The organism is Streptomyces melanosporofaciens, from assembly GCF_900105695.1.
GTDB lineage: Bacteria > Actinomycetota > Actinomycetes > Streptomycetales > Streptomycetaceae > Streptomyces > Streptomyces antimycoticus.
This window is the reverse complement of sequence record NZ_FNST01000002.1, coordinates 3,161,013-3,183,948: the sequence shown is the minus strand read 5'-3', so window position 1 is coordinate 3,183,948 and position 22,936 is coordinate 3,161,013. Positions and strand designations below refer to the sequence as shown.

At 70.7% G+C, this 22,936-nt stretch carries 22 protein-coding genes and 1 tRNA gene; 14 read left to right on the top strand and 9 right to left on the bottom strand.

Going from position 1 to position 22,936, the window contains the following annotated elements; translation table 11 throughout:
* The first annotated feature begins 132 nt into the window (after nucleotides 1-132).
* Nucleotides 133-687, top strand: coding sequence for a hypothetical protein (locus BLV72_RS16120; protein WP_093463037.1), 555 nt, complete (start codon nucleotides 133-135; stop codon nucleotides 685-687).
* Nucleotides 688-1,584: 897 nt separating this feature from the next.
* Here the strand turns inward: BLV72_RS16120 and BLV72_RS16115 are convergent.
* A complete protein-coding gene (locus tag BLV72_RS16115; RefSeq protein ID WP_093470377.1) occupies nucleotides 1,585-2,058 on the bottom strand; it encodes a hypothetical protein in 474 nt (157 codons plus the stop codon).
* Between the two features lie 284 nt (nucleotides 2,059-2,342).
* Between BLV72_RS16115 and BLV72_RS16110 the strand changes: the two genes are divergently transcribed.
* The gene (locus BLV72_RS16110; RefSeq protein ID WP_093463036.1) at nucleotides 2,343-3,014 is read left to right on the top strand and encodes a haloacid dehalogenase type II; all 672 of its coding nucleotides are present in this window, start codon (nucleotides 2,343-2,345) and stop codon (nucleotides 3,012-3,014) included.
* A 64-nt stretch (nucleotides 3,015-3,078) separates the two neighbouring features.
* Here BLV72_RS16110 and BLV72_RS16105 read toward each other — a convergent pair whose 3' ends face one another.
* Both BLV72_RS16105 and map read right to left on the bottom strand, forming a co-directional pair.
* Nucleotides 3,079-3,489: a hypothetical protein gene (locus tag BLV72_RS16105; protein ID WP_093463034.1), complete on the bottom strand. Its 411-nt coding sequence runs from the start codon at nucleotides 3,487-3,489 to the stop codon at nucleotides 3,079-3,081.
* Entirely contained in the window at nucleotides 3,486-4,268 is a 783-nt protein-coding gene (gene map, locus BLV72_RS16100) for a type I methionyl aminopeptidase (RefSeq protein ID WP_093463033.1), read from the bottom strand. Before map ends, BLV72_RS16105 begins: the two co-directional genes overlap by 4 nt.
* 82 nt (nucleotides 4,269-4,350) lie before the next feature.
* On the opposite strand from map, the gene BLV72_RS16095 reads away from it, so the two are divergent.
* The 3 genes from BLV72_RS16095 (at nucleotide 4,351) to BLV72_RS16085 (ending at nucleotide 4,959) form a co-directional block, all read left to right on the top strand.
* Nucleotides 4,351-4,653: a helix-turn-helix transcriptional regulator gene (locus BLV72_RS16095; RefSeq protein ID WP_079059673.1), complete on the top strand. Its 303-nt coding sequence runs from the start codon at nucleotides 4,351-4,353 to the stop codon at nucleotides 4,651-4,653.
* Nucleotides 4,654-4,688: 35 nt separating this feature from the next.
* Nucleotides 4,689-4,853, top strand: a complete 165-nt coding sequence (locus tag BLV72_RS47940; RefSeq protein ID WP_167746265.1) for a hypothetical protein — start codon at nucleotides 4,689-4,691, stop codon at nucleotides 4,851-4,853.
* 32 nt (nucleotides 4,854-4,885) lie between these two features.
* A tRNA-Met gene (locus tag BLV72_RS16085) sits at nucleotides 4,886-4,959 on the top strand.
* A 113-nt stretch (nucleotides 4,960-5,072) separates the two neighbouring features.
* Here the strand turns inward: BLV72_RS16085 and BLV72_RS16080 are convergent.
* Nucleotides 5,073-5,699 carry a hypothetical protein gene (locus tag BLV72_RS16080; protein WP_093463030.1) on the bottom strand — a complete coding sequence of 209 codons (627 nt, stop codon included), beginning with the start codon at nucleotides 5,697-5,699 and terminating at the stop codon, nucleotides 5,073-5,075.
* A gap of 324 nt (nucleotides 5,700-6,023) precedes the next feature.
* Between BLV72_RS16080 and BLV72_RS16075 the strand changes: the two genes are divergently transcribed.
* Complete coding sequence (locus BLV72_RS16075; protein ID WP_093470376.1) at nucleotides 6,024-6,890, top strand: amidohydrolase family protein; 867 nt, start codon at nucleotides 6,024-6,026, stop codon at nucleotides 6,888-6,890.
* A 97-nt stretch (nucleotides 6,891-6,987) separates the two neighbouring features.
* Here BLV72_RS16075 and BLV72_RS16070 read toward each other — a convergent pair whose 3' ends face one another.
* On the bottom strand, nucleotides 6,988-7,866 hold the full coding sequence (locus BLV72_RS16070) for an LLM class F420-dependent oxidoreductase (protein ID WP_093463029.1): 879 nt from the start codon (nucleotides 7,864-7,866) through the stop codon (nucleotides 6,988-6,990).
* 263 nt (nucleotides 7,867-8,129) lie between these two features.
* Here BLV72_RS16070 and BLV72_RS16065 point away from each other — a divergent pair, with 263 nt between their 5' ends.
* The 6 genes from BLV72_RS16065 to BLV72_RS16040 all read left to right on the top strand — a co-directional run bounded on the left by BLV72_RS16065 (nucleotide 8,130) and on the right by BLV72_RS16040 (nucleotide 17,179).
* Nucleotides 8,130-8,867 carry a response regulator transcription factor gene (locus BLV72_RS16065; protein WP_093463028.1) on the top strand — a complete coding sequence of 246 codons (738 nt, stop codon included), beginning with the start codon at nucleotides 8,130-8,132 and terminating at the stop codon, nucleotides 8,865-8,867.
* A 71-nt stretch (nucleotides 8,868-8,938) separates the two neighbouring features.
* Entirely contained in the window at nucleotides 8,939-10,801 is a 1,863-nt protein-coding gene (locus BLV72_RS16060) for a sensor histidine kinase (protein WP_208906034.1), read from the top strand.
* A gap of 26 nt (nucleotides 10,802-10,827) precedes the next feature.
* Nucleotides 10,828-12,126: a bifunctional glycosyltransferase family 2/GtrA family protein gene (locus tag BLV72_RS16055; protein WP_425288379.1), complete on the top strand. Its 1,299-nt coding sequence runs from the start codon at nucleotides 10,828-10,830 to the stop codon at nucleotides 12,124-12,126.
* Nucleotides 12,123-14,618: a mannosyltransferase YkcB-related protein gene (locus tag BLV72_RS16050; RefSeq protein ID WP_093463025.1), complete on the top strand. Its 2,496-nt coding sequence runs from the start codon at nucleotides 12,123-12,125 to the stop codon at nucleotides 14,616-14,618. Before BLV72_RS16055 ends, BLV72_RS16050 begins: the two co-directional genes overlap by 4 nt.
* 169 nt (nucleotides 14,619-14,787) lie before the next feature.
* Complete coding sequence (locus tag BLV72_RS16045) at nucleotides 14,788-16,317, top strand: MFS transporter (RefSeq protein ID WP_208905640.1); 1,530 nt, start codon at nucleotides 14,788-14,790, stop codon at nucleotides 16,315-16,317.
* A 79-nt stretch (nucleotides 16,318-16,396) separates the two neighbouring features.
* Entirely contained in the window at nucleotides 16,397-17,179 is a 783-nt protein-coding gene (locus tag BLV72_RS16040) for a TetR/AcrR family transcriptional regulator (protein WP_093463023.1), read from the top strand.
* Between the two features lie 129 nt (nucleotides 17,180-17,308).
* Here BLV72_RS16040 and BLV72_RS16035 read toward each other — a convergent pair whose 3' ends face one another.
* Nucleotides 17,309-18,160 carry a YceI family protein gene (locus BLV72_RS16035; protein ID WP_093463022.1) on the bottom strand — a complete coding sequence of 284 codons (852 nt, stop codon included), beginning with the start codon at nucleotides 18,158-18,160 and terminating at the stop codon, nucleotides 17,309-17,311.
* A 31-nt stretch (nucleotides 18,161-18,191) separates the two neighbouring features.
* Between BLV72_RS16035 and BLV72_RS47935 the strand changes: the two genes are divergently transcribed.
* On the top strand, nucleotides 18,192-18,353 hold the full coding sequence (locus BLV72_RS47935; RefSeq protein WP_167746365.1) for a hypothetical protein: 162 nt from the start codon (nucleotides 18,192-18,194) through the stop codon (nucleotides 18,351-18,353).
* Nucleotides 18,354-18,478: 125 nt separating this feature from the next.
* Here BLV72_RS47935 and BLV72_RS16030 read toward each other — a convergent pair whose 3' ends face one another.
* The gene (locus BLV72_RS16030; RefSeq protein ID WP_483153941.1) at nucleotides 18,479-20,977 is read right to left on the bottom strand and encodes an MFS transporter; all 2,499 of its coding nucleotides are present in this window, start codon (nucleotides 20,975-20,977) and stop codon (nucleotides 18,479-18,481) included.
* 128 nt (nucleotides 20,978-21,105) lie between these two features.
* Nucleotides 21,106-21,594, bottom strand: coding sequence for a MarR family winged helix-turn-helix transcriptional regulator (locus BLV72_RS16025; protein ID WP_093463019.1), 489 nt, complete (start codon nucleotides 21,592-21,594; stop codon nucleotides 21,106-21,108).
* A gap of 203 nt (nucleotides 21,595-21,797) precedes the next feature.
* Here BLV72_RS16025 and BLV72_RS16020 point away from each other — a divergent pair, with 203 nt between their 5' ends.
* The gene (locus BLV72_RS16020) at nucleotides 21,798-21,998 is read left to right on the top strand and encodes a hypothetical protein (protein WP_059147250.1); all 201 of its coding nucleotides are present in this window, start codon (nucleotides 21,798-21,800) and stop codon (nucleotides 21,996-21,998) included.
* A gap of 67 nt (nucleotides 21,999-22,065) precedes the next feature.
* On the opposite strand, the gene BLV72_RS16015 is transcribed toward BLV72_RS16020, so the two are convergent.
* Nucleotides 22,066-22,893 carry a hypothetical protein gene (locus BLV72_RS16015; protein ID WP_093463017.1) on the bottom strand — a complete coding sequence of 276 codons (828 nt, stop codon included), beginning with the start codon at nucleotides 22,891-22,893 and terminating at the stop codon, nucleotides 22,066-22,068.
* Nucleotides 22,894-22,936: the final 43 nt, after the last annotated feature.

The window sequence follows — 22,936 nt, the reverse complement described above, 5'->3', positions numbered from 1 at the left end:
GCGCATCGGCGCAAGCGGGCTGTTATGCGTCGCTGGGTTCCATTAGGCGTCCGTTAGTCGAACGCCAACGTGATCTTCGAAGCTGATTGTCGTCCGGGAGCGAGACAAGACAACGCAGTAATGGGAGACACGATGAGCACCGCCACCAACCGCTTCCGCGGCCGCGCCGGCCGCCGCCTCGCCGCCACCATCGTCGCCGCCGCGGCGCTGGGTCTGGGGGCCACGGCCTGTGGGCCCGACTCCGATGCTGCGGACTCCAGCGGCTCCTCGGCCTCTTCGACCGCGTCCCCCTCGCAGCAAGCCTCGAGCCAGCCCACCGGCGGCTCCTCTTCGGGTAACTCCGGCTCGCAGGGACAGGACGGGGGCGGTTCCGCCGACGCGGGTAAGAGCCTCACGATCGTCGGCACGATGGAGTACCTCGCGCCCGGCAAGCTGATCGTCAAGCCCGAGGACGGTGGCACGGACCAGGCGTTCTTGGTCGCCAACGCCACGACTATCCGCGGCGCGGCCGCGATCTGCACCGGCCCCGACGGCGGCGTGGCCATCGGCGACGACGGCTACGGCACCGCGAAGTGCACCGTGGACGAGCTGGAGAAGGCTGCGAAGACCAACAGCGTGACCGTGCGCGTCACCATGGACCGTAAGTCCGGCGGTGCCGATGTGGTCGAGGAGAAGTACCACCCGTAAGCCCTCGCCTTGGGCGTGAACGCCCTTGCCGCCCCGATGTGGCAATCTGCGGCGCAGCAGCTAAGAGGCCCCTTCCGGAAATGGATGGGGCCTCTTGCGTTGCCCCATGACGGTGGTCGTCCCCTGCGGCACCCGTTGGGTCAATTCTTGCGGCGGCGCCGTTGTCCATAGGGGCCGTGGCGATCGTGTGCGCGCCACTCCTCCTCATGGATGTCGCGGTCTTCGTTGCCCGCGGTGCTTCCAGGAGTCGGGATTTTCTCTCCGGCGTCGATCCTGGCCCGCATTGCGGCGAGTTGGCGGTCGGTGCGCGCGTCGTCCGAATGCTTGCGCTCAGGCAGCGGCCCCGGGGACGGCGGCGTGTGCGCTATCTGCTGGGTGCTGTGGCGCTGTGGCGCTGTGGCGCAGGGGTGGTGTTCCCTGCCTCCGCGCCGTTCTGATGCGACCGTGACGTACCGCTCATGAGCCGGCCCCCCGCCTCGCTGAAAATCCTCTGACAGCGTGTATGGATCATTCCCTGGAAAGGGTGCGAGGAAACGGAGTTCAGGACGGGGGTGCTGCCCATGTGCTTTCCATCCGGCCGGGGCGAGCGGCGTCTGGCGCGTATTCATTGCCGGCCTTACCCGTCGGGTGCTCCCGGGTATGCGGAGGGGGGCTGATGAGGGAGCAAAAGAAATGCCCTCAAGAGCTGAGGAACGCTCTTTCGGGCATGGTGAAGAGATGTCGCTCATGAGGTCGGGACGCGGACCTGAGCGATGTTGATCGGAAGACCTACGGATCGAGAGGTCTTGTGTGTCGGAGCCGGACGGCTGTTGCTGCGACTGAGCATTTCAGTTGGCCGGTGGGGCCTCGGCTTGGGCCATCTCGGCAGCGATGGCCCAGCGCTCGTGGTCCCTCCGCTCACTGGTGCTGGACCGGCGGGCAGTAGCCGGTGTCCGAGCCGATGCTGTTGATCGTGGCGTTGTCCCTGGGGTCGTCGCCGTAGTCGATCTGGTTGGTGCAGCGCATGCCGGGCTTCCTGGGGGTGCCGGCCGGGGTGCCGCCCTTTTGCGGCTCCGGGCAGTAGCCGGTGTCCGAGCCGATGCTGTTGATCGTGGCGTTGTCCCTGGGGTCGTCGCCGTAGTCGATCTGGTTGGTGCAGCGCATGCCGGGCTTCCTGGGGATACCCGACGGGGTGGCCTTGGCGGAGTCCTGGTCCGAGCCCTGGCTGGGCTCGGCCGCGGGGGTGGGGGATTGCGTGGCGCTCGCGGAGGGGGATGAGGACGAGGAGCTGGTGTCGCCGTCCTGGCAGGCGGTGAGCCCGAAGGCGGCGATGGCGATCAGCATGGCGGCGGCGGTCTTGCGGGCGTGGCGGACTGTGGTGCGCTGCAACATCTTCATTCCCGGTTCGCTCGGCGTGGCGTTTCGGCTTCGTGAGAACAAGACTGTCGGGCACCGCTGGCGATCTATCGCCGGATGGCTAACGCCCGGCTAACGTCCGAGGCGGGCCGTCGGCGGTTCGGTCGCGAGCGTCGGCAAAAACGGCTCCCCGCCGCATCGTTCGCAGCGCGTGCGGTCGATGCCGTCGATGCCGTCGATCACGGTTGTGTTGGGACATGCTGGTGACCCGTGTGCCGCACTGAGAGTCTTCTGTCCCGCCGGTGAACGAAGGATCCGTTATGCCTGAGCGTCCGATCCTGGTCTTCGACGTCAACGAAACCCTGCTCGATCTGGATGCGCTCCGCCCCGCCTTTGACAGGATTTTCGACGACCCCGGCGCCCTGCGCCTGTGGTTCGCCAACCTGGTCACCTACTCCGAGGCGCTCACGCTCAGCGGAGCGTACGTTCCGTTCACCGACATCGGCGGTGCCGTGCTCCGGATGCTCGCCGCCACACGCGACATCACGATCAGTGACGCCGACGGCGCCGAGCTCACGGAGCGGTTTGCCGCCATGCCGCCCCATCCCGAAGTCCCGGCGGCCCTGCGTCGGCTGCGCGACCACGGCTTCCGGCTGTTCACGCTCACCAACAACACGCTGGAGGTCTCCGAGCGGCAGTTGGAGCGGGCGGGGGTGATCGATCTGTTCGAGCGCCGCTTCAGCGTGGAGACCGTACGACGCCATAAGCCGGCGCCGGAGGTGTACCAGGGGGTGGCCGCCGCGCTCGAGGCCGATCCTGGGGACATCTGCATGATCGCGTGCCACGTCTGGGACACGATCGGCGCCGCGGCGGCCGGTTGGCAGTCCGCGCTCATCCTCCGCGAGGGCAACGCGCCCCTCGACGTCGGCCCGCAGCCCGACTACATCGGGCAGGACCTCGATGTGATCGCCGACCGGCTGATCGAGCGGTAGCTGTGCCGAGGGCCCCGTGGTGGGGCAGCGGCGCAGTGGGCGTGCGCGTTGCCACTCGCCGCCGTCACTCCAGCTGTCCTGTGCCGTCGTGAGCCCAAGGAGTGACGACTACCTGGTTGGGGTCCTCGTAGATGATCTTTCCTGGGTTCGATGATTCGATTCGCTCGCAGGCGACGTCATGCAGCATGAGGATCTTCAGGTAGCCGTCCACCCGGGCGATCAGTTCCGGGGCGGTGGTCTTGAACCATGCCACGGCTCCTGGGTTGAGTTCGGGGTCGTAGACCGAGGGATCGACCTCGGAGGGATTGGCGAAGTTGGCGTTGAACCAGTCGTTGCCCGCTCGCCAGAATCGATGTTCCTCGTCACTCAGTCGGCCCGCCCGCGCAAGGCCGTTGGCCAGTGCGAAGACACCGGGGAAGTGGCCTCGCGGGCTTCGGACGGTCCCCTGAAACCTCACGTACAACGCCTCACTCATGGCCGCATCTGCTGGGGCAGGGTGAGGATGTCGGCTCCGTCGTCGGTGATGGCGATCGTGTGCTCGCTGTGCGCCGTGCGGCAGCCTGTCGCGCTGCGGAGGGTCCAGCCGTCGGCGTCGGTGACGAGCTCGGCGGTGTCCGCCATGATCCACGGCTCCAGTGCCAGCAGCAGCCCAGGGCGCAGTTTGTAACCACGGCCGGGCCGTCCGGTGTTCGACACATGCGGGTCCTGGTGCATCGTCGATCCGATGCCGTGGCCGCCGAACTCGGTGTTGATCGGGTACCCCGCCTCGCTGAGGACCGTGCCGATGGCATGGGAGATGTCGCCGATGCGGGCCCCCGGCCCGGCGGCGGCGATCCCCGCGGCCAGTGCGCGTTCGGTCGCGTCGATCATCGCGACGCTCTCCGGGGGCTTCGCGTCGCCCACGATGAAGCTGATGGCGGCGTCTGCGGCGACTCCGGCTTTGGAGACGGCGAGGTCGAGTGTCAGCAGGTCGCCGTCGGCAAGGGTGTAGTCGTACGGCCTTCCATGGAGGACGGCGTCGTTGACGGCCGTGCAGATGTAGTGGCCGAACGGGCCGCGTCCGAAAGACGGTGCGTAGTCGACGTAGCAGGACAGCGCCCCCGCCTCGACGATCATGGTCTTGGCCCACCGATCGATGTCCAGAAGGTTCGTGCCGACCGCGCTACGGCTCTTCAGCGTGTGCAGGATGTCGGCGACGAGAGCGCCGGTGTCCTTTGCGCGGGTCAGTTCGGTGGGGCTCAGGATCTCGATCATGCGGCGTCCTTCTCACGTACTCACGTACTCACGAAGCCAATAACTATACCGGGCTTACTATACCGGTATTAGAATCGGTGCCATGGTCAGGTTGCCGCTCACTCCCGCAGAGGTCGAGCGCGGTCAGCGCCTCGGCGCCCTCCTCCGTCGGGCCAGGGGGGAGCGCTCGATGCTCGATACCGCGCTGGACGCAGGTGTCTCACCAGAGACCCTTCGGAAGATCGAGTCCGGTCGCGTAGCCACCCCCGCCTTCCCGACCATCGCGGCGATCGCCGATGTCCTCGGCCTCTCGCTCGATGAGGTGTGGGCCGAGATCAACCAGTCCGACGGCGAGGCCGAACCCGCAGGATCCGGTCGCACCGCGCGCGAGCGGTTGGCCTCCTGAGGCTTGGGCCCCGAAGCTCCGTTGCACCTTGCGGCATGGCCGAGTACCGGGACTACGGCTTCCACTGGCGGGTGCTGGTTCCCCGGCCCGTGCCCTGGCCGCTGCTGACGATCCTCGGGTACGGGGCGGTCATCGGTGCCGTCTCGGCCGTGGTCGAGGTGCTTCGCCGAGTCGGTGTGGGGAGGGTGGATTTCCCTTAGCGGGGAGAACGACGTAGAGTTACGTTCACCGACGCGGGGTGGAGCAGCTCGGTAGCTCGCTGGGCTCATAACCCAGAGGTCGCAGGTTCAAATCCTGTCCCCGCTACTCAGGTACCGAGGGCCCGGCACTCTTCCAGTGCCGGGCCCTCGGTCGTTCGGTCATCTTGTGGTTCGAGCGGCGGGAACCGCAGCGTCCCGCCGCCTCTCCGCCCGCCGCCGTCAGCGCCTGACCTTCCAGCTCACCGGCCGCTCGGTGTCATCGCCTGTGCTGTATGTCACCACCGACGGCCGTGAGCCGTTCGGCACCAGGAACACCTTGCACAGCGAGACCTTCGCCCCCACCGCGAAGTCGTCCGGGTCCTTGCCCGGGCATGCCGCCACCTCGGTGTCGCCAGTGATGAGTGGCTGGTCGTCCACGCCGTTGGTGTCCTCGAGCCCGGTGGGGGTGTTGAGGAAGGGGTAGTGGAGGGAGTTCTCGCCGACGTTCTCGAAAGTCATGGTGACGTAGTACGGCTGGGTCGTCCGTATGTCGGACGGTTCCGTGCCCGCCTTCTTCAGCTCCGCATGTGTGCCCTTGCGCACGCTCACCGCCGTGACCCGCAGGGCGCCCCGCATATGGTCCGAGCCGCGCTTGTAGGTGATCGACGTGGGCTCGCCGAGCCGGAGCGTCTTGCCGCCGTCGCCGTCGGTCGCCAGGTCGGCGCGGGTCGCGGACTGTCGTCGGACGGAGTCGGACGCGGCGGTGTCGTCCTCGCAGCCGGCGGTGGCGAGGCCGAGGAGGGTGACGCCGAGGGCGCAGACGAGAGTGGCCCGGAATCGGGTGGTGCGAGGCGGGCGGTTGGGCATGGATGGTCCCCCGTGGCTGGTCGTGGTCGGTGACGACGTCGGGCGGGCGGCGCTGGTCTCTTAGGTGGTGGCCTGAGGCGGTGGCCTCAGGCGCTGCCTCAAGTGGCGGCCTCAGGCGGTGGCCAGGCGGTGGCCTCAGGCCGGTCCCAGATGGATACGCCGGTGCCGGGGCGTCAGTTCACCGTGTCGGTTCCCCTTGAGGTGATCTTGTCACCGCAGATCATCATGGCCGTGACAAAACCACTGGTTGGGGCTGTGATCAACTCGCAGCGGCCCTGAGACGAGGCTGTAGCACAGACGCCCGGGGCAACTACCGTGACCGGCATGGACGATCCCGCCGTGGTGTCGGTGCAGCGGTTCTGGCAGGAGCTCGGGCTGCCCGGCCTCATCGATGTGCACACCCACTTCATGCCGCAGCGCGTACTGGACAAGGTCTGGGCCTACTTCGACGCCGTCGAGCCCCGCTGGCACATCACCTATCGCGAGGAGGAGGACGAACGCCTCGCGGTGCTACGGGCGTTCGGGGTGCGTGCCTTCACCTCGATGCTCTATCCCCACAAGCCGGACATGGCCCGGTGGCTGAACGACTGGTCGGCCGGGTTCGCCGCCCGTACGCCCGACTGTCTGCACACCGCGACCTTCTTCCCCGAGCCCGGTGTGGAGGGGTACGTGGGCGCGGCGCTCGAGGGCGGGGCGCGGGTGTTCAAGGCCCATGTGCAGGTGGGGGCGTACGACCCGGGCGACGCCCTGCTCGACCCGGTGTGGGGCACGCTCGCCGAGAGCGGGACGCCCATCGTCATCCACTGCGGATCGGGGCCCGATCCGGGCAAGTACACCGGACCGGAGCCGGTGGGGCGGGTGCTGGCCCGTCATCCTCGGCTGCGCCTGATCATCGCGCATATGGGGCTGCCGGAGTACGCGGACTTCCTGGCGCTGGCGGAGCGGTACGAGGGGGTGCATCTGGACACCACGATGGCCTTCACCGACTTCACCGAGAGCCGGTGGCCGTTTCCGCGGGCGGAGCGGGGGAGGCTGGCCGCGCTGGGGGACCGGGTGCTGTTCGGAAGCGACTTCCCCAACATCCCGTACGGGTACCCGCATGCGCTGGACGCGCTGACGCGGATCGGCCAGGACGAGGAGTGGCTGCGCGCGGTGTGTTACGGGAACGCGGCGCGGCTGTTCGGGATATGACGCGCGCGCCTGTTCGGGATATGAAGCGGCCCGCCCGGCGTCATCTCGGCGCCGGGCGGGGGGAGTGAAGGGCTGAGGGAGCTGAGGGGCCAGGAGGTCAGCCCTTGTCCAGCGGCAGTGCCTCGGCCAGCGTGCGCCACTCCGCGCGCGGGACGTCGGCCAACGGGCTGTCGGTCACCGCCTGGATCGCGACATGGTCCGCGCCCGCGGCCAGGAACTCGTCGACGCGCGCCCGGATCACCTCCGCGTCACCGAGGGCGAACATGGCGGAGATGAGACGGTCGCTGCCGCCGTCCGCGAAGTCCGCGTCCTCGAAGCCCAGCCGTAGGAAGTTGTTGGTGTAGTTGGGCAGCGCCAGATAGCGGGCGAGGTAGCCGCGGGCCGTGGCGCGGGCGCGGTCCAAATCCGTGTCGAGGACGACCTTCAGCTCCGGCGCGAGGACGGAATCCTTCCCCAGGATGTCGCGGGCCTCGGCGGTGTGCTCCGGAGTGACGAGGTACGGGTGCGCGCCGGTCGCGCGGTCGCGGGACAGCTCCAGCATCTTGGGGCCCAGAGCGGCCAGGACCCGCTGGGAGGCGGGGACCGGGGCCGGCGCGGAGTCCAGCGCGGTCAGGTACTCCTTCATCGCCGTGTACGGACGCCGATAGCGCTCACCGGCGAGCACGCTGTGGCTCACGCCGAGGCCGAGGAGGAAGCGGCCGTCGTGGGCCGCGTTGAGCGCGGCGTGCCGCTCGGCCACGTGGGCCGCCTCGTGGTCCCAGATGCTCAGGATTCCGGTGGCGATGGTGATCCGGGAGGTGGCCTCCAGCAGGACACCGGCCTGATCCGGGCTGGGGCTGCCACCGAGCCAGATGGCGCCGTACCCCAGCTCGTCCAGTTCGGCCGCCACCTCGCTGACCTGCGCTGATGGTAGGGAATCCGTCTTCAGGGCCGCGGTCCAGACCCCGATCTTGCCAAGTGCGGGACGAGAACTCATACAGGGGGAAGCCGGAGAGTCCTTCCGCTTATTCCGCGTCCCTCGGGTTGTTCCGCGTGCCTCAGGTTGTTCCGGGCCCTCAGGTTGTTCCGGGCCCCGCAGGTGGTCCGCGCCCCCGCAGGTGTTCCGGGCCCCCGCAGGTGGTCCGCGTTCCCCGTCGTTGTTCCGTGTCTCCGCCGTTGTTCCGCGGCCCCACAGGATTCTCAGGCAATTCACAGGCAGCCGAAAGCGACCTCTCAGGACCCGCCCGGAGGGTAGGGCCCATGATGCCGACCTCGCCCCATGGGCGTACCGAGCTGCTGCGCCCCGACGGGAGCCCCGTCCGGGTGCTGGTCGTGGACGACGAGTCGGCGCTCGCCGACCTGCTGTCGATGGCGCTGCGCTACGAGGGCTGGGAGGTGCGCACCGCGGGCGACGGCGCGGAGGCGATCCGGATCACCCGTGAGCTGCGCCCGGACGCGGTGGTCCTGGACGTCATGCTGCCCGATATGGACGGGCTCACGGTGCTGGGGCGGCTGCGCCGCGAACTGCCGGATGTCCCGGTGCTGTTCCTGACCGCGCGGGACGCGGTGGAGGACCGGATCGCAGGGCTGACGGCGGGCGGCGACGACTACGTCACCAAGCCGTTCAGCCTGGAGGAGGTCGTCGCCCGGCTGCGGGGCCTGCTGCGCAGGTCGGGGGCGGCGGCCGCGCGCAGCGAGTCGGTGCTGGCCGTCGGCGATCTGATCCTGGACGAGGACAGCCATGAGGTCTCGCGCGGCGGCCGGGAGATCCATCTCACCGCGACCGAGTTCGAGCTGCTGCGCTATCTCATGCGCAATCCGCGCCGGGTGCTCAGCAAGGCGCAGATCCTCGACCGGGTCTGGAGCTATGACTTCGGCGGCCAGGCCAACGTCGTCGAGCTCTACATCTCGTATCTGCGGCGCAAGATCGACGCGGGGCGCAGCCCGATGATCCACACCCGGCGTGGTGCCGGGTATCTGATCAAGCCCGGGGAGTAGACACCGTGGCGCACGTCCCTGAGACGCCCGATGTCCGCGAGACGTCCGCCGCTCCCCACCCGACCCGGAGCGTGGGAGCGGCGCAGGGGCGGGCGCACGCCCGGCGCGCTCAGCGGGGTGGGCGCCGCCCCTGGTCCCTGCGCACCCGGCTGGTCGTCTCGGCCGTCGCGCTGATCGCGGTGGTCTGCGCGGTGATCGGCACGGTCACGACCCTGGCCCTGCAGTCCTACCTCCAGGGCCAGGTGGACGACGATCTGCGCGCATCCGTCGGACGGTTCCTGAACAAGCCGGGCCCGGTGGGCGAACTCCCCCGGGACGATGTGCTCTTCGTCGCCTCGCCCGGTCAGCCCATCGGCACGGTCGGGGCACGCTTCGGCCAGGACGGCGAGATCTCCACGTCCGGCAAGAGCAATGACTCGCCCATGACGAACGACATCGACGTCGACAGCCGGGTGGACTCCCTGAGCAGCGGTCAGCGCAAGGCGCTCGCCGCCGTGCCCCTGGACGGGCAGGTGCACACCATCGATCTGCCCGGCCTCGGCGGCTATCGGGCCGTGGCCCAGTGGGATCACCGGGAAGGCGGCATCATCCTCGCCTTCCCGCTCGACCAGACCCAGGAGACCGTCAACACCCTCATCATCGTCGAGTTCTGTGTGGCCGCGGCCGGGCTGGTGGCGGCCGGGATCGCCGGGGCCGCGATGGTCGGCATCTCGCTGCGTCCGCTGCGCCGGGTGGCCGCGACCGCGACCCGGGTCTCCGAACTCCCCCTGCACAGCGGCGAGGTGGCGCTGAGCGAGCGCGTCCCGGCCTCGGAGGCCGATCCGCGCACCGAGGTCGGCCAGGTGGGCGCGGCGCTCAACCGCATGCTCGGCCATGTGGAGTCGGCGCTCGCGGCCCGCCAGGAGAGCGAGACGCGGGTGCGGCAGTTCGTCGCCGACGCCAGCCATGAGCTCCGTACGCCACTCGCCTCGATCCGCGGCTACGCCGAGCTGACCCGGCGCGGCCGGGAGGATATCGGGCCCGACACCCGGCATGCCCTGGGCCGGGTCGAGTCCGAGGCCGGGCGGATGACCGGGCTGGTCGAGGATCTGCTGCTACTGGCGCGGCTCGACGCGGGCCGGCCCCTGGAATGCGCGGAGGTCGATCTCTCCCCGCTGGTCGTCGACGCCGTCAGCGACGCGCGGGCGGTCGGCTCCGATCACGAGTGGCGGCTGGAGCTGCCCGATGAACCCGCGGTCGTCCACGGTGACGACGCACGGCTGCACCAGGTGCTGGTCAACCTGCTTGCCAACGCGCGTACGCACACCCCGGCCGGTACCACGGTCACGGCGCGGGTGCTGTGGGACGGGCCGCAGGCGTCGCCGTACCCCTCGCCGCATCCGGTGCCGTACGGCCTGGCCTACGGGGCGCCGTACGGCCTGGCCTACGGGGTCTCCCCTGGTCCGTCGTCCGGGGTCTCCGCGGGCATGTCCCCCGGGGTCGGTGGCCCCCGTGGGCACCGTAAGGGCGGCGGCTCGCCGTACGCCCCGCCGTACGGATCGCCATACGCGGCCGCCCGCGCCGCCGCCGGGGCCTTCGGTCCGCCCCAGCCGCCCTCGTACGTCTCGCTGGAGATCGAGGACGACGGTCCGGGCATTCCGCCCGAGCTGCTGCCGCATGTATTCGAACGGTTCGCGCGCGGCGACGCCTCGCGCTCGCGCGGCGCGGGCAGTACGGGGCTCGGCCTGGCCATCGTGCACGCGGTCGTGGCCGCGCACGACGGGCAGGTGACGGTGGACAGCGTTCCCGGGCGCACCGTGTTCGGCGTCCATCTGCCCGTCCACCCGCCCGTTCACCGGGGCGTTCAGCAGGCCGCTCACCAAGCCGCTCACCAAGCCGCTCACCAGGCCGTGACGGACTCACAGGCAGGCCACAGGCTGACCACACAGCCGTGACAGCGCGGCTCGCGACTGTCGACCTCATGCGAACCGACACCCCTCTCGGGGCTCCGCCCGAGACACCCCCGCAGACCTTGCCCGTGCGCGGGCCGGTGACGGCCGAGCTCGGCCGTCCGGTGCTGGACGTCGTCATCCCCGTCTACAACGAGGAAGCGGACCTCGAGCGGTGTGTGCGACGGCTCCACGACCATCTGGCCCGCACTTTCCCGTACGGCTTCCGGATCACCATCGCCGACAACGCCAGCACGGACCGCACGCCCGAACTCGCGGCCCACCTGGACGAGTCCATCGAGGAGGTGACGGCGGTCCGGCTGGAGCAGAAGGGGCGCGGGCGGGCGCTGCGCACCGTGTGGTCGCTGTCCGAGGCGCCCGTGCTCGCCTATATGGACGTCGATCTGTCCACGGATCTCAAGGCGCTGCTGCCGCTGGTCGCCCCGCTGATCTCCGGTCACTCCGACCTGGCGATCGGATCACGGCTGGCGCGCAGCTCACGCGTGGTGCGCGGGCCCAAACGGGAGTTCATCTCGCGGGCGTACAACCTGATCCTGCGCGGCAGCCTGGCCGCCCGCTTCTCCGACGCCCAGTGCGGATTCAAGGCGATCCGTAAGGACGTCGCGGAGCGGCTGCTGCCGTTGGTCGAGGACACCGGATGGTTCTTCGACACCGAGATGCTGGTGCTCGCCGAGCGCGCCGGGCTGCGCATCCACGAGGTGCCGGTGGACTGGGTCGACGACCCGAACAGCACGGTCCACCTCGTGAGGACGGCCACGGAGGACCTCAGGGGTGTGTGGCGGGTGGGGCGCGCGCTGGCCACCGGTGCGCTGCCGCTGGACCGGGTGCGCCGTCCGTTCGGCGACGATCCGCGCGACCGCGAGCTGAGCGGGGTGCCGAAGGGGCTGGCCCGCCAACTCGTCGGGTTCTGTGTGGTCGGCGCGCTGAGCACGCTGGTCTACCTGCTGCTGTACTCGCTCTTCCGGCTGGGCACCGGCCCGCAGGTGGCCAACGCGCTGGCGCTGCTGCTGTCGGCACTCGGCAACACCGCGGCCAACCGGAGGCTCACCTTCGGGGTACGCGGCCGGGACCGCGCAATGCGCCACCAGGCCCAGGGGCTGGTCGTCTTCGGCATCGGCCTCGTGCTGACCAGCGGCTCCCTCGCCGCTCTGGACGCCGCCCCCGGCACCGCCGCGCACGGCACCGAACTGGCCGTGCTGATCGCGGCGAACCTCGCCGCGACCGTTCTGCGCTTCCTGCTCTTCCGGGCCTGGGTCTTCCCGTCGGACAGCGGCGCCACCACCGACGACTTGAGGAACGACAACCGATGACGACCTACGACCACGGCACCCGGGACGCCGGACGCCCGGCGGCCGCGCAGCGCCCGGCTGCCCCGCAGCCTCCACAGCCCCTGGCGGCCTCGGCGATCCCGGCAGGCCAGGTGGCTCCGGCGACCCCGGCGACCCTGGCGGCCACGGACGGGCGGCAGGCGGCGCGGCCGCAGGCCACCGGCGGTTCGCGCCTGACGCGGGTCTGGCGGGGGCGGCCGGAGGACCCGCGCTGGGCGCGGCCCGCCCTGTGGGCCCTGCTGGCCGTGACCACCGTGCTCTATCTGTGGAGCCTGGGCGCGTCCGGCTATGCCAACCAGTTCTACTCGGCGGCCGTGCAGGCGGGCAGCGAGAGCTGGAAGGCGTTCTTCTTCGGCTCCTCCGACGCCGCGAACTCCATCACCGTCGACAAGCCCCCGGCCGCACTGTGGCCGATGGCCCTGTCGGTGCGGCTCTTCGGCCTCTCCTCCTGGGCGGTCCTCGTCCCCGAGGCGCTCATGGGCGTCGCGACGGTCGGGGTGCTGTACGCGGCCGTACGGCGCAGGTTCAGCGCGGCCGCCGGGCTTATCGCGGGCGCGGCACTCGCGGTCACCCCGGTCGCGGCGCTGATGTTCCGCTTCAACAACCCCGACGCGCTGCTGTGTCTGCTCATGGTCTCGGCCGTCTACTGCGTGCTGCGCGCGCTGGAGGACGCCCGCACCACGTGGCTGTTGCTCGCGGGGGTCTGCTTCGGCCTCGGCTTCCTCACCAAGACCCTGCAGGCGTGGCTGATCCTGCCGCCGCTCGCGGTGGTGTACGCGGTGTGCGCCCCGGCGAAGTTCGGCCGGCGGATCGGGCAACTGCTGCTCGCGGGGCTCGCGATGGTGGTCTCCGGCGGCTGGTGGGTCGCGATCGTCGAGCTGTGGCCGGCGTCCTCGCGTCCGTACATCGGCGGCTCGCAGCACAACAGCTTCCTGGAGCTGACCTTCGGCTACAACGGTCTGGGCCGGATCAACGGCAATGAGACCGGCAGCGTCGGCGGGGGCGGCCCGGGTGGCGGCGGTGGCGGTGGCGGCAGGTGGGGCGAGACCGGGATCGACCGGCTCTTCGGCTCCGACATGGGCGGTCAGATCGCCTGGCTGCTGCCCGCGGCGTTCATCCTGCTGGCGGCCGGGATCTGGCTGACCTGGCGGGCCGGGCGCACCGACACCCGGCGCGCGGCCTTCCTGGTGTGGGGCGGGGCGCTGCTGATGACGTTCGCCACCTTCAGCTTCATGTCCGGGATCTTCCACCAGTACTACAACATCGCCCTGGCCCCCTATATCGCGGCGGTCGTGGGCATGGGCGCGGCGCTGCTGTGGGAGCGGCGGAACGAAGGCGGCCGGGCCGGGTCGGCGGCCTCGGCGGTGCTGGCCGTCACGGTCGCGGTGACCGCCTATGTGTCGTACGCGCTGCTGGGGCGGTCGGCGGATTGGCACCCCTGGCTGCGCTGGGCGGTGCTGATCGGCGGACTCGCGGCGGCGGCCGGGCTGCTGCTGACCGGGATGCTGCTGACGGCGCGCCTCGGCCGGACGGCGGCGCTGGCCGCGGCGGGTCTGGGCCTTGCGGCGGGGCTGGCCGGGCCGGTCGCGTACACGCTCAACACGGTGGACACCCCGAAGCGCGGCTCCATCGTGACCGCCGGTCCGTCGGTGGCGGGCGGTATGGGCGGCCCCGGTGGCGGCCGGATGGGCGGCCCGCCGGGGATGCGGAACGGACGCCAGGGCGCGGGCCTGCAGGGGCAGGGCCAGGGCAATCAGCAGGGTGGCCAGGGCCAGCAGGGGCAGGGGCAGCAGGGCCAGGGGCAGGGCGGTCGGCAGGGCATGCCGGGTGGTGGCACCGGCGGCGGTCAGCCGGGCGGTCAGAACGGCTTCCCCGGCGGCGGTTTCCCGGGCGGTGGCCAGTCTCCGCAGAACGGTAAGGGCAACGCCCAGGGACAGGGGCAGGGGCAGGGCCAGGGACAGGGGCAGGGGCAGGGCCAGGGCCAGAACGGCCGACCGGGCATGCTGCCCGGTGGCGGCGGCATGGGCGAGGGCGGCCGGCGCGGCGGCATGGGCGGACTGCTCGACGGTCAGCAGGTCGACGCCAAGACGGAGGCGAAGCTGGAGAAGAACGCCGACGACTACACCTGGGCGGCCGCGGCGATCGGCTCCCAGAACGCCGCGAGCTACCAACTCGCCACCCAGCAGCCCGTGATGGCCATCGGCGGCTTCAACGGCAGCGACCCGTCCCCGACGCTCGCCCAGTTCAAGGAGTATGTGCAGCAGGGCAAGATCCACTACTTCATCTCCTCGGGCACCGGTATGGGCGGCGGGCCGGGCGGCGGCCAGGGGACCTCGTCCCAGATCACCTCCTGGATCGAGGCCACCTACAAGAAGGTCACCGTGGGCAGCACCACGCTCTATGACCTGACACAGAAGTCCTCGACGTCCTCGAAGTCGTCGGCGTCCTCGACGTCCTGGACGCTCTTCGACTGACGCCGGAGTCCCGTACGTACGGGCCGGTGGCCGGGTTTCCCCCTGGCCACCGGCCCGTACGCGCGTGCGGTGCATGGACGGTAATTCGCTGTACGCCGTACAGCGATGCTTGTACGGTGTACAGCGACCACATCGTCATACACCGTAGAAGCCTCTGCCTGGAGTCCCCATGACGGTTTCGACCGCCGACGCCGACGCCGCCTCCGCTCCACCCGACCCGTCCCCGGGTGGTCATCCTCAGCGCTGGCTGATCCTCGCGGTGATCTGCCTCGCTCAGCTCACCGTGTTGCTGGACAACACGATCCTCAATGTCGCGGTCCCCTCCCTGGCCCGGGAGATGGACGCGAGCACCGCCGAGATCCAGTGGATGATCAGCGCCTATTCGCTGGTCCAGTCGGGGCTGCTGCTCACCGCGGGCAATGCCGCTGACCGCTACGGCCGTAAGAAGATGCTGGTCGCGGGGCTCGCCCTGTTCGGGGTCGGCTCGGTGTTCGCGTCGCTGGCGCAGGGGGCCGGCCAGCTCATCGCCGCCCGCGCGGGCATGGGGATCGGCGGAGCGCTGCTGATGACCACGACGCTCGCGGTCGTGGTGCAGATCTTCGACGAGGCCGAGCGGACCAAGGCGATCGGCCTGTGGGGCGCGGTCAGCTCGCTCGGCTTCGCCGCCGGTCCGCTGATCGGCGGCGCGCTGCTGGAGCACTTCTGGTGGGGCTCGATCTTCCTGATCAACATTCCGGTCGCGCTGCTCGGGCTGATCGCCGTGATCTGGCTGGTGCCCGAGTCCAAGGACCCGGTCGGCGACCGGCCCGATCTGCTGGGCGCGGTGCTCTCGACCATCGGTATGACCGGAGTCGTCTACGCGATCATCGCCGGGCCCGACCACGGCTGGACCTCGATCCGGGTGCTGCTCTCCGCCTTCGTCGGGGTCGTGGTGCTGACCGGTTTCGCGCTGTGGGAGCGTCATATTCCGTATCCGATGCTGGACATGCACTTCTTCAGGGACCGCCGCTTCGTGGGCGCCGTCGCGGGCGGCATCCTCGTCGCCTTCGGGATGGGCGGTTCGCTCTTCCTGCTCACCCAGCATCTGCAGTTCGTGCTCGGCTACGACGCGCTGGACGCGGGGTTGCGCACCGCGCCGCTCGCGCTGGTGATCGTGGCGCTCAACCTCACCGGGGTCGGCGCCCGGCTGCTGCCGAAGCTCGGGACGCCGCTGACGATCGTCGGCGGTATGGGGCTGCTCGCGGTCGGGCTCGCGCTCATCGCGGTCCTCGGCGCGGACGGCTACGGCGGAATGCTGCTGGGGCTGGTGGTGATGGGGGCCGGGATCGCGCTCGCCATGCCCGCGATGGCGAACGCCATCATGTCGGCCATCCCGCCGGAGAAGGCGGGGGTGGGCGCGGGCGTCAACGGCACCCTCACCGAGTTCGGCAACGGGCTCGGCGTGGCCGTCCTCGGCGCGGTGCTCAACTCCCGCTTCAGCTCGCTGCTGCCCGCGGCCGCCGCCGGAGCCGGCTCGCTCCCGGCCGCCCTCGCCGCGGCCCGTACCCCCGGAGACCGGGCGGCCGTCACGGACGCCTTCTCCTCCGGGCTGGAGACCAGCCAGCTCGTCGGCGCGGCGGCCGTGCTGGCGGGCGGGCTGCTGGCCGCGCTGCTGCTCAGCAGGGCCGAACGATCTTCACAGGAGGTCCCGGCGGCATAGCATCTGCAGGGAGTGAGGTGCCGCGTGCCGGGTCCCGGGACGCATGGTGCCAGCGCATCGGAGAAAGAGAGGCGCCGCCATGGCAACCGGCAGCCGTACCGTCCGCCCGCGGTCCAGCGTCTGGCTCTCCGAACGCAAGGCCCCCAAGCGCAAGGGCGATCAGCAGCCCGTCGGGCTCGACCATCTGAAGATCGTCGCGGCGACGATGCGGCTGCTGGACGCCGAGGGCCTGTCCGGCTTCTCGATGCGGCGGCTCGCGGCGGAGCTCGGGGTGACCGCCATGTCGGTCTACTGGTACGTGGAGACCAAGGACCATCTGCTCGAACTCGCCCTCGACGCCGCGATGGGCGAGATAGCGCTGCCCATGGAGGCGGTCGGGTCCGTCGAGGGCCATGAGCACTCCCCGGCCGAGCCGCGGGACTGGCGTGAGCAGCTGCGCCAGCTCGCCGCGGAGTACCGGCAGGTGATGGTCCGCCACCCCTGGTTGCCCGCGCTGCTGGGGGAGTACCTCAACATCGGGCCCAACGCGGTGGTCTTCAGCAACGCCGCGCTGGCCGTGATGCGTAACAGCGGACTGCCGGACGACAAGATCACCAGCGCGCTGTCCCTCGTCTACCAGTTCGTCTACGGCTTCGGCACGATCGAGGGCCGCTTCGCCGCCCGCTGCCGGGCGGCGGGACTCACCCAGGACGAGCTGTTCCACGAGATGATGAGCTCGGTCGCGGACCGTATGGAGTTCGACGAGTCGCGGAAGATCATGAAGGCTCGGGGCGGCAATACGGTCGAGGAGATGCAGGACCGCGACTTCACGTTCGCCCTGGACCTCGCGATCGCCGGTATCGAAGCCCTGCGGGACCGGTAGCGCGCGGCGCTCGACACGGCCCGGCGGACCGGGGCGCCGCCCCGGACGTCAGCCGCCGGACGGTCGGGCTGCGGGGCGGTCCGGCTGCCGGGCGGTCGGGGCCCGACCGGTCAGGCGGCCGCCGGGCGGTCAGGCCGTGGGAAGCTCCTCGCCCTGCACCGCCTGTATGTCCAGCTCCACCCGCAGGGTCGTGCCGATCGCCGCGATGCCCGCCGCGACCACCTGGTTGTAGTTCATCGCGAAGTCCTCGCGGCGCAGCTCGGCGACGGCCCGGAAGGCCGCCCGCACTCCGCCCCAGGGGTCGGGACCCGTGCCCAGGTACGTCAGGTCCAGGTCCACGTCCCGGACGACGCCGTGCATCGACAGCTCGCCATGGACCGTCCAGCGGTCGGCCCCGGCCGCGCTCAGATGCGTGCTCCGGTACGTCAGCTGCGGGAACTCCTCCACATTGAGGAAGTCGGGCGACTTCAGATGGCCGTCCCGCATGGCATTGCCGGTGTCGATGCTGGCGGCCTGGATGACCGCCTCGACGCGCGACTTCTCGATGTCCTCGCCGACCTCGATCCGCCCGCCGAACTCCGTGAACCGGCCGTGCACGCTGGAGATGCCCAAGTGCTGGGCGACCGCGGCCACCGTCGAATGCGCCGGGTCGAGTGTCCACGCACCGGGCGGGGGAAGCTCCACCCCGCCCTGCCGCGCCAGCACCACCGTGCCCACCTCGGCCCGCCCGGAGGCCGTGACGATCGCCGTGGACGCGACCGGGGCATAGCCGACGGCGGTGGCGATGATCGTGTACGGCCCCGGCGGCAGCGGCTCGTCGGTCCGCACGGCGCCGTCCCCGTCGGCCTGCGCGCGCAGCACCTGCGCGCCCGTCATATCCGTGACGGTCAGCACCGCGTGCTGGACCGCCCAGCCGTCGCGGGTGTGGATCCGGGCCCGCAGCCCCGCTCCCCCGCCTGCTCCTGCTCCTGTGGTCGTCATGCCGCGTTTCGCTCCCGCTCGGGTGTCGCTCGTGTTGCTCGTGCTGCTGGTGGTACTGGTGTTGATGGTCGTGTGCGTGGTGCTCGTCGAGCTGGTCGTACTCGACGTGCTGGTCGAGCTGGTCGTGCTCGACGTGTTCACCGTGTACGTCGTGTTCGTCGTGCTTGTGCGCCGGATCCGGGCGGCGGTGTAAGGCCGTCCCCTGCCTTCACTACACCGCCGCCGGGATCCGGGTTCCGGGACCGGCGGAAAAATCCGTCACCCGGACCGGGCCCGGGGCGCGTCTCCGCTCTTACGCGCCCCGGGCCCGGGGTTCCGTCACTCGCCCGGGTGGGCGAGCTCGACGTCGTGGCCGTCGACGCCGGGCCCGGAGACCGTCAGCGCCCCCGCGACCGGCGGGTAGCCGCTCGCGATGACCGTGTAGTCGCCCGCGTCCAGGTCGGTGAAGGCGTACGCGCCGTCCTCACCGGTGGTGGAGGTGGCGACCACGTTCCCGGCCGCGTCCACGAGGGTGACCCGCGCGTCCGGCAGCGGGCGCCGGTCGGCACCGGCCCGGACTATGCCCTGCACCCGGGCGCCGGCCTGCAGGGCTATCTCCACCCGGGTCAGACCCTGGGCGCCCACCTCGACGGGCAGGGCCGCGGGCCGGTAGCCCGGCGCGTTCACCGCGAGCGTGAAGGTCCCGGAGACCAGCTCATCGAAGCCGAAGTCGCCCTGCTCACCGGTCTTCCCGGTGGCCAGCACCTCGCCGCGGACATCGGTGACCACGACCATCGCCGCGTCGACCGGACGGCCGTCGGCGGCGCCGCGCACGGTGCCCACCAGACCGCTGGTGCCCGACAGGACGATGTCGAAGCCGAGCGGGTCGTCCCCGACCACGATCGTGGACGCCTGCGGCTGGTGCCCGTCGGCCGCCGCGATCAGGACGTACGAGCCGGAGCTCGGCGCGTCCAGGGCGTACGAGCCGTCGGGGTGCGCCACCGAGCGGCCGAGCTGCCTACCGGCGAGCGAGATCAGCGTCACCGCGGCGCGGGCGACGGGGCCGCCGTCCGCGTTCCGCACGAAGCCGTGCACACCCTGCCGGGGCTGATGGTCCGCGCCGTCGCCCCCGGCGGAGGCGAAGGCCGCCAGGCGCTGCGGGGCGGTGGCCGCGAGGGCACCGCCCGAGTCCGGCTCGGGCATCCCGGCGGCCGGAGCGCCCACGAGCGCGGGCTCGAGGTCGGCGACCTGTCCGGCGGCGGCCGGGGCCGCCATCGCGTCGGCCGGGGTGGCGTCGGTGGCCGGGGCGTCCGAGGCGGTCGCGGCCTGCTGGGATCCGGAGCTGGTCTTCAGGGCGACCTCCTTGATGAACAGGGTCAGCAGAAGGCCGAGCAGCGCGGCCGGAGCGGCGAAGAGGAAGACGTCCGCGACACCGTGGCCGTAGGCGCTCTCCGTGATCGTGCGGATCGGCTCGGGCAGCGTCTTGACGTTGGGGATGCCACCGCCGCCGGTGCCGGCGTGGCCCAGCGCGGCGCCCTTGGGGCCGAGGTCGGACAGGCCGTCCTTGACGTAGTGGGTGACGCGGTTGGCGAGCACCGCACCGAGCGCCGAGACGCCCACCGCACCGCCCAGGGAGCGGAAGAAGGTGACGACGGCACTGGCCGCGCCGAGGTCCTGCGGGGCCACCTGGTTCTGGGTCGCCAGCACCAGGTTCTGCATCATCATGCCGATGCCGAGGCCCATGAGCGCCATGTAGATCGCCATGTGCCAGTACGGGGTGTCGTACCGGATGGTGCCCAGCAGCCCGAGGCCCGCCGTCACCAGCACACCACCGATGACCAGCCATGCCTTCCAGCGACCGGTCTTGGTGATGACCTGACCGGAGACGGTCGAGGAGATGAACAGGCCACCGATCATCGGGATGGTCATGACGCCCGACATGGTGGGCGTCTCACCCCGTGCCAGCTGGAAGTACTGGCTGAAGAAGACGGTGCCGGAGAACATCGCGATACCGACGAAGAGCGACGCCAGCGAGGCGAGGGTGATCGTCTTGTTGCGGAACAGCCGCAGCGGGACGATCGGCTCGCGCGCCTTGGACTCGATCAGGATGAAGATCAGGCCGAGCGCGATCGAACCGCCGACCATCGCGTAGGTCTGCCACGAGATCCAGTCGTACTTGTCGCCCGCGAAGGTCACCCAGAGCAGCAGCAGCGAGACCGCCGCACTGATGAAGAAGGCGCCGCTCCAGTCGACCTTGACGTCCCGCTTGACCACGGGGAGCTTCAGGGTCTTCTGCAGCACGATCAGCGCGATGACGGCGAACGGAACGCCGACGTAGAAGCACCAGCGCCAGCCCAGCCAGGAGGTGTCGGTGATCACGCCGCCCAGCAGCGGACCGCCGACGGTCGCGACGGCGAAGGTCGCGCCGAGGTAGCCGCTGTACCGGCCGCGCTCACGCGGGGAGATCATCGCCGCCATGACGACCTGGGCCAGGGCGGACAGACCGCCGACGCCGACGCCCTGCACCACACGGCAGGCGATCAGCATGCCGGGGTTCTGCGACAGGCCGGCCACCACGGAGCCCGCGACATAGATCAGCAGGGCGATCTGGACCAGCAGCTTCTTGCTGAACAGATCGGAGAGCTTCCCCCACAGCGGGGTGGCGGCGGTCATGGCCAGCAGGGTGGCGGTGACGACCCAGGTGTAGGCGGACTGACCGCCGTGGAGATCGGCGATGATCTCGGGCAGCGCGTTGGAGACGATCGTCGACGACAGGATCGCGACGAACATCCCCAGCAGCAGCCCGGAGAGCGCCTCCATGATCTGCCGGTGGGTCATCGGCGCCGAGGTGTCCGCGTCATGGCCCTGATGGGCCCGGTGTCCTCCTCCGCCGTGCTTGGCGTGGGCGGGGTGCCCCGCGGGTCCCCGCACACCGCCGTCCGGTGTGGTCGTTGCCATGAAGTTCCTTAACGTTGCGAAGGTGTACGGGTGATGCTGCTCTCGGCCTGTTGCGGCACGGCCCGGGAACGCGTGTCCCCGAAACTGGTCCGCAATCGGTCGAGAAGTTCGTTGAGGTGGTCGACGTCCTCGTCCGACCAGTCGCTCAGACAGTGGGCGAGCGCGTCCGTGTAGCGCTCGGACACCTCACCGAGCAGGGTTCGTCCGCTGGCGTTGATGCTCAGCAGCCGCGACCGCCGGTCGAGCGGGTCGGGCTTGCGGTCCACCCAGCCGCGGTCCGCGACATGTGCCACATGCCGGCTGGTCACCGACATATCGATGTCGAGCAGCTCGGCGAGCTTGCTCATACGCATCTCGCCGTAGCGGTCGAGGAGCATCAGGACGATGGCGGCGCCCGATGGGCAGTCGGTCGGCAGGACGCGCCCGAGCCCGCGCTTGACGGTGCCGATGGCGCTGAGCTGCCGGGCCAGCTCCTCGTAGTGGCGCTGTGTGGCCACGGCACCCCCCAGAGGGATTGGTCAGTTGCTTAGGGCAACCATAGAAGAAGTTAGTTGCAACAGGCAAATGAAAGGGCGGTCTGGGCGGTAAATTGCCGTTAAAGAGTCGTTGTGGAGTCGGTCAAGTGGGGCGGCTGAGACGCCAGGTGCCGCTGAGACCCGGGGGTGTCCCGGAATCCGCTCGTTCGCTAGGGTCGGGGCCCATGGCGAACAACCCCCAGAGCCCCAACGGCAACCAGGACCCGTCCGGTTCCACTCAGATGTTCCGCGCCTTCGTCGACGAGGGCACGCGGCAGCCTCAGGCGTCCACCGGATCGAGCGGCGGTTCGCGCGTGGGCGTGATCGTCGGTGTGATCGCGGCGGTCGTGATCGTCGCCGCGGTGGCCTGGCTGGCGCTGGGCTGAGCCCCGAGGCCCTGAGCTTCCAGCGGGAGCGTGAGCTCCCGCGCCCCTTACGGCTGCCGGGCCGGCCTTACGGCTTCCAGGCGACCGAGACGTCCTTGGTCTCGATATGCATGCCCAGCGGCACCCGCCAGTCGTCCACGCACACCGTCCAGGTCTTCTCCTTCTTCTGACCCGCGCCGATCGGCGCGGGCAGCTCTTCCTCGGACTTCAGCGTCGCCCAGTCGATGCCGAGGAGGTCGATCACATGCGTCGAGAAGGTGACGGTGCCCGAGGCGACGGCGGATCCTCCAGTGTTGCGGAACTCGACCTTCACCTTCTCGCACCAGCGCTCATCGGTCGCCGTGCGCTCCGGCTTGCCGACCTCGAGGGCGGCCGGTCCCGTGGGCGTAGGGGAGTCGGAGGGGTCCGAGGGGTCCGAGCCGGGCCCGGAGGCCGAGGGCTTCCCCGGCCCGCCGCCTTTGGGTCCGTCGTCGCCCTTGGGGTCGTCGTCCGTATGCCCCGGGGCCCCGGAGCCGCCCTTCCCGCCGCCCGGGCCGTCCGTACGGCCGGGGGCACGTGCCGATGCCGAGGGCGCCCGCGAGGCCGCTCCGTCCGCTCTGCCGTCCCCGGTGGTGGTGGGGCCGGACGCGCCCTGATCGCGCTTCCCGCCCCTGCCGCCCTTACCGTCGCGATCGTTCCCTGTGCCGTCCTCGTCCAGGGGCACCAGGTCGACGCCGCCCTTGGGCGGTACGGCCTGCGCGCTCCGCCGGCCGTCGGGCCCGGCCGCCCCGGCGGCGACATAGCCGTCGCCGCCAGCGCCGCAGCCGCTGAGCAGGGCCCCCAGGCACAGCGCGGCCGCCGAGGAGGCGAGCGCCGTGCCTCGGCGGCCGGTTGTCCGGCTCGATGCGTATCGCATCGGGCCAGTGTGTCTGACGGCCCGTCAGGTGTACAGGGATCCG

Coding starts and splice junctions, on each gene's coding strand:
- BLV72_RS16120 (WP_093463037.1), top strand. CDS start 133: ATGAGCACCGCCACCAACCGCTTCCGCGGCCGCGCCGGCCGCCGCCTC.
- BLV72_RS16115 (WP_093470377.1), bottom strand. CDS start 2,058: ATGTTGCAGCGCACCACAGTCCGCCACGCCCGCAAGACCGCCGCCGCC.
- BLV72_RS16110 (WP_093463036.1), top strand. CDS start 2,343: ATGCCTGAGCGTCCGATCCTGGTCTTCGACGTCAACGAAACCCTGCTC.
- BLV72_RS16105 (WP_093463034.1), bottom strand. CDS start 3,489: ATGAGTGAGGCGTTGTACGTGAGGTTTCAGGGGACCGTCCGAAGCCCG.
- map (WP_093463033.1), bottom strand. CDS start 4,268: ATGATCGAGATCCTGAGCCCCACCGAACTGACCCGCGCAAAGGACACC.
- BLV72_RS16095 (WP_079059673.1), top strand. CDS start 4,351: ATGGTCAGGTTGCCGCTCACTCCCGCAGAGGTCGAGCGCGGTCAGCGC.
- BLV72_RS47940 (WP_167746265.1), top strand. CDS start 4,689: ATGGCCGAGTACCGGGACTACGGCTTCCACTGGCGGGTGCTGGTTCCC.
- BLV72_RS16080 (WP_093463030.1), bottom strand. CDS start 5,699: ATGCCCAACCGCCCGCCTCGCACCACCCGATTCCGGGCCACTCTCGTC.
- BLV72_RS16075 (WP_093470376.1), top strand. CDS start 6,024: ATGGACGATCCCGCCGTGGTGTCGGTGCAGCGGTTCTGGCAGGAGCTC.
- BLV72_RS16070 (WP_093463029.1), bottom strand. CDS start 7,866: ATGAGTTCTCGTCCCGCACTTGGCAAGATCGGGGTCTGGACCGCGGCC.
- BLV72_RS16065 (WP_093463028.1), top strand. CDS start 8,130: ATGATGCCGACCTCGCCCCATGGGCGTACCGAGCTGCTGCGCCCCGAC.
- BLV72_RS16055 (WP_425288379.1), top strand. CDS start 10,828: ATGCGAACCGACACCCCTCTCGGGGCTCCGCCCGAGACACCCCCGCAG.
- BLV72_RS16050 (WP_093463025.1), top strand. CDS start 12,123: ATGACGACCTACGACCACGGCACCCGGGACGCCGGACGCCCGGCGGCC.
- BLV72_RS16045 (WP_208905640.1), top strand. CDS start 14,788: ATGACGGTTTCGACCGCCGACGCCGACGCCGCCTCCGCTCCACCCGAC.
- BLV72_RS16040 (WP_093463023.1), top strand. CDS start 16,397: ATGGCAACCGGCAGCCGTACCGTCCGCCCGCGGTCCAGCGTCTGGCTC.
- BLV72_RS16035 (WP_093463022.1), bottom strand. CDS start 18,160: ATGACGACCACAGGAGCAGGAGCAGGCGGGGGAGCGGGGCTGCGGGCC.
- BLV72_RS16030 (WP_483153941.1), bottom strand. CDS start 20,977: ATGACCCACCGGCAGATCATGGAGGCGCTCTCCGGGCTGCTGCTGGGG.
- BLV72_RS16020 (WP_059147250.1), top strand. CDS start 21,798: ATGGCGAACAACCCCCAGAGCCCCAACGGCAACCAGGACCCGTCCGGT.
- BLV72_RS16015 (WP_093463017.1), bottom strand. CDS start 22,893: ATGCGATACGCATCGAGCCGGACAACCGGCCGCCGAGGCACGGCGCTC.